Source organism: Pseudoalteromonas sp. S1610, from assembly GCF_005887465.1.
GTDB classification, from domain to species: domain Bacteria; phylum Pseudomonadota; class Gammaproteobacteria; order Enterobacterales; family Alteromonadaceae; genus Pseudoalteromonas; species Pseudoalteromonas undina.
The window spans coordinates 1-4,671 of record NZ_PNDI01000087.1 but is presented as its reverse complement, the minus strand read 5'-3'; the positions used below and the strand labels follow the sequence as shown (position 1 = coordinate 4,671).

General features: G+C 41.0%; 5 protein-coding genes. All 5 read left to right on the top strand.

Going from position 1 to position 4,671, the window contains the following annotated elements:
- Nucleotides 1-495 precede the first annotated feature (495 nt).
- Nucleotides 496-1,086 (top strand): ubiquinol-cytochrome c reductase iron-sulfur subunit, encoded by a 591-nt coding sequence (petA, locus tag CWB77_RS17745; protein WP_010390661.1) that lies wholly within the window; start codon nucleotides 496-498, stop codon nucleotides 1,084-1,086.
- Nucleotides 1,086-2,351, top strand: coding sequence for a cytochrome b (locus tag CWB77_RS17740; protein WP_010390662.1), 1,266 nt, complete (start codon nucleotides 1,086-1,088; stop codon nucleotides 2,349-2,351). Before petA ends, CWB77_RS17740 begins: the two co-directional genes overlap by 1 nt.
- Nucleotides 2,348-3,091 carry a cytochrome c1 gene (locus tag CWB77_RS17735; RefSeq protein WP_041709186.1) on the top strand — a complete coding sequence of 248 codons (744 nt, stop codon included), beginning with the start codon at nucleotides 2,348-2,350 and terminating at the stop codon, nucleotides 3,089-3,091. Before CWB77_RS17740 ends, CWB77_RS17735 begins: the two co-directional genes overlap by 4 nt.
- A gap of 79 nt (nucleotides 3,092-3,170) precedes the next feature.
- Nucleotides 3,171-3,797: a stringent starvation protein SspA gene (sspA, locus tag CWB77_RS17730; RefSeq protein WP_008110861.1), complete on the top strand. Its 627-nt coding sequence runs from the start codon at nucleotides 3,171-3,173 to the stop codon at nucleotides 3,795-3,797.
- On the top strand, nucleotides 3,797-4,234 hold the full coding sequence (locus CWB77_RS17725) for a ClpXP protease specificity-enhancing factor (RefSeq protein ID WP_008110860.1): 438 nt from the start codon (nucleotides 3,797-3,799) through the stop codon (nucleotides 4,232-4,234). Before sspA ends, CWB77_RS17725 begins: the two co-directional genes overlap by 1 nt.
- The last annotated feature ends 437 nt before the right edge of the window (nucleotides 4,235-4,671 follow it).

Sequence of the window (4,671 nt, the reverse complement as noted above, 5' to 3'; positions counted from 1 at the left end):
CGAACCCCGAACCCCGAACCTTTCCCCTTACGACTAATGTCGACATTAGCTTGATCAGAATCGGCAAAGCATGCGTATTTATTGAACGAAAGCTTAAAAATGACCGACTAACGCAAAAAAAGTTAAATAATTATCGCAATTAGTTTAAATCCATCAGTTAATTGGTGAATTTTTTTGCTACAATTGGCGGGCAAATAAAGTGAATGAGTTTAATGTCGCCAAATTCAGTTGTTACTGTACTTAGTTGGTGAGATTGTACTTGTTTACAAATTGTTTTTACGGAAGCGATACTATAGTCATTTGGTTTCATACTCGAGCTTACTTAATCAACTATTTGAGCAAGTCAGGTTTATTCGAGCAGGAGGCTGTGAATAACCTTGTTTTAAACAAGGGTTTTAATTATGATCGTTTCTCTTTTAAAATTCGAAAAATTAACCTGCTGTAACTGATGTTCTCAATATAGCAAGTGTTGAGAATCATAGTGGAGATAAGTGGATGAGCAATGCGCCTGTAGACAATGGCCGACGTCGCTTTTTAACCATAGCTACCTCTGTTGTTGGTGGTGTTGGTGCGGCTGGGGCTGCTGTTCCTTTTATTGCGTCTTGGAATCCAAGTGAGCGAGCTAAATCTGCGGGTGCGCCTGTAGAAGTAGATATCAGCAAACTTGAGCCAGGACAATTAATACGTGTCGAGTGGCGTGGTAAACCTGTATGGGTTGTATCACGGACCCCAAAAATGCTTGAGCAGATGAAAGAACATGAAGGTCAACTTCGTGATCCGCAATCGCAAGAGCCACAACAATTAGAATCATCAACCAATGATTTCCGTTCATTACGCCCAGAGATTTTTGTCGCTGTAGGTATTTGTACGCATTTGGGTTGTTCACCTAGCTTTTTACAAGGTGGCTTTGGTGAGAAAGTGGAAGGGACTGATGACGGTTTTTACTGTCCATGTCACGGTTCTAAGTTTGATATGGCTGGCCGTGTATTCCAATCGGTACCTGCACCATTAAATTTAGAAATTCCACCATATACTTTTCTTGATGAGACCACTATTTTAGTGGGCGAAGAACAAGGGGTGGCCTAATGTTTGGTAAAATTGTTGAGTGGATAGACGACCGTATCCCAATGACACGTGTTTGGAACATGCACATTGCACAGTATCCAGCACCGAAAAACTTTAACTTCTGGTACTTCTTCGGCTCTCTAGCTATGTTAGTACTAGTAAACCAAATACTTACAGGTATTTGGTTAACGATGAACTATGTACCATCTGCTGAAGGTGCATTTGCATCAGTAGAATACATCATGCGTGATGTAGAGTACGGTTGGTTATTACGTTATTTGCATTCAACGGGTGCATCTGCGTTTTTCATCGTTGTTTACATGCACATGTTCCGTGGCATGATCTACGGTTCTTACCAAAAACCACGTGAATTACTGTGGTTATTCGGTATGTTCATTTTCTTAGCCCTAATGGCTGAAGCATTCATGGGTTACTTATTACCATGGGGCCAAATGTCGTTCTGGGGTGCACAGGTAATCATTTCATTATTCGGGGCTATCCCGGTTATTGGTGATGACTTAACACTGTGGATCCGTGGTGACTATGTAATTTCAGGTGCAACGCTTAACCGCTTCTTTGCATTACATGTAATTGCACTGCCATTGGTTATTGTTATCTTAGTATTTTTACACATTGTTGCACTACACGAAGTGGGTTCTAATAACCCTGACGGTATTGATAACAAACGTAAAAAAGGAACTGTGGCTGAAGAAGACAAGCCTAAATTTAAGTTCCATGAATACTACACTGATAAAAAAGACATTATTGATGCGATTCCGTTCCACCCTTATTACACAGTAAAAGATATTGTGGGCGTGGTTGGCTTCTTAATCTTGTTCTGCTGGGTTGTGTTCTTTATGCCTGCTATGGGTGGCTTCTTCTTAGAAGCGCCAAACTTTGAAGCAGCTAACCCACTTAAAACACCAGAGCATATTTTCCCTGTTTGGTACTTTACGCCATTCTATGCAATCTTACGTGCAATCCCTGACAAACTAATGGGTGTTGCTGCAATGGGTGCATCAATTGTTGTGCTAGCATTATTACCTTGGATTGACCGTGGTTCGGTTCGTTCAGTTCGTTACCGTTGTGGTTTCCACAAATGGAACATTGCAGGTTTTGTTGTTACTTTCGTTCTTTTAGGTTGGGTTGGTGCTACACCACAAACTGATTTTAAAACGATTGTTTCGCAAGTCTGTACTGTGACTTACTTTATGTTCTTCGTACTGTTATTCGTTTACAGTAAGAATGAAAAAACTAAGCCATTGCCTGAGAGGTTAACGAAATGATGAAAAAGCTATTAATAGGTTTATTTGCTTTATCAGTAAACGTGTTACCTGCAATGGCGGCAGGCCCGTCAGTTCCTCTAATGGAAGCGGGTAACGATATATCTGATCAACCTTCTTTGCAGCGTGGCGCAAAGTTGTTCATGAACTACTGTCTTGGTTGTCACCAAATGCAGTATCAACGTTATGAACGTACTTTCCGTGACATTGGTATTCCAACAGAGATTGGTCAAGAGCAACTTATTTTTGATGGTTCAAAAGTGGGTGGTCATATCCTTAACGCTATGGCAAAAGAAGATGCTGCAAAATGGTTTGGTGCGGCTCCGCCGGATCTAACCAACGTTGCGCGTGTGCGTGGCAGTGATTGGATTTACACCTATTTAAAATCGTTTTACAAAGATGAATCTCGTCCGTTTGGCGTAAATAATACGTTATTCCCATCGGTGGGTATGCCACATGTTCTTCAAGAGTTGCAAGGTGTTCCTACTGCAATTACTGAAGAAGTAACAGTAGATGGTAAAACAACCACTCATATTACTGGTACAAAAACAGATGGTACGGGCGAATTAAGTGTAGATGAATATGACCAAGCAGTTCGTGATTTAACGAATTTCCTAGAGTATGTAGGTGAACCTACACGTCTCGAGTCGGAAGCGCTAGGTCTTAAGGTAATCGGATTTTTAATTATCCTATTTATCTTGGCATTTATGCTGAAGAAAGAATACTGGAGAGATGTTCATTAAGTTTGAACATATTTAAAGGTAATTTTGCAATAGGGGCTTAAGCCCCTATTGCTGTTTTAGTTATTTAATGGAGGTAGGCATGGCCGTAGCTGCCAATAAGCGCCCTGTAATGACCCTTTTTTCTGGTGCTAACTGTATGTATAGCCACCAAGTACGTATTGTACTTGCTGAAAAAGGTGTAAGTGTAGATATTCATATGGCTGAAAAGGATAACCTGCCAGAAGCACTTCACGAAATTAACCCTTACGGCACAGTGCCAACACTGATTGACCGTGAGCTTGGTTTATATCAGGCAAATATCATCATGGAATACCTTGATGAACGTTTTCCTCATCCTCCACTAATGCCTGTATATCCGGTCATGCGTGGTCGTAGTCGATTAATGATGCACCGTATTGATACTGATTGGTACAGCCTAGCTGAAAAAATCATTAACAACACCTCTGATGCGGCGCAAGCTCGTAAAGAGCTGACAGAAGCATTACTTGCAATAGCACCAATCTTTAGTGAAGCGCCTTACTTTATGAGTGAAGAGTTTAGCTTAGTTGATTGTTATTTAGCTCCACTGTTATGGCGTTTACCAGAGTTTGGTATTGAGCTAAATGGTGCAGGCTCTAAAGAACTTAAAGAGTATATGATTCGTTTATTTGAACGTGAATCATTCCAAGCTTCTTTAACTGAAGCAGAGCGTGAGATCCGTTTATAATGACCTCTAATCGTCCTTATTTACTACGCGCTTTTTTTGATTGGATTGTTGATAACGAATGCACGCCACACTTAGTGGTCAATGCTGACTTTCCTGCAGTGCAAGTGCCAACACAGTTTGTCCAAGATGGTCAAATTGTATTGAACATAAGCCCTTCGGCGGTTACGCAGTTTTCGTTAGATAATACTCAGCTTAGCTTTAACGCGCGCTTTGGCGGCCAGCCAATGCAAGTATACGTGCCTTTAGGGGCTGTACTTGCAATATATGCACGTGAAAATGGCGAAGGCACAGTCTTTACTGCAGATGAGTTTTTAGAGGACGAAGACGATTTTGCTCCAGAGCTTGAAAGTGTCGATTCATCACCTGAAATAGTTGATGAAACGCCAGCTCCCAAGCCTGAAAAGAAAAAAGGCTCACATTTACGCGTTATAAAATAGCCCGTAAATGTTAGAAAAAAACCGCTTAATAAGCGGTTTTTTTATGTCTGTATGAAAATATTAGGTTAAAGGTTAAAGGTTAAAGGTTAGAAAAGCTCACGAGCGACGAGCTGCGAGAAGCGGGGTAAGGCTGATTGATGTAGTAGCGGGTTTACACCGCGTCTGGTCTAAAGTGAAGAGCAGGTTTTAGGTATTAGGTATTAGGTGCTAGGTGTTAGGTAGAGATTAAGCCAAGCAGGGTGTTTGGGTTCACGGCAGCGAGCCTAGAGACTCGAATTAATCAGTTGGGCTAATGGTTATTGTTTTCTCATTTACTCCTCATTCGCTTCTCTTTGTGTATATGGTTTTTTAAGCGGGTTTATTGCCTACAGGTATAAAAAAACCTTGCGATGTTAACCGCAAGGTTTTTAAATTTCTCGAACTTCGAACTTCGAACT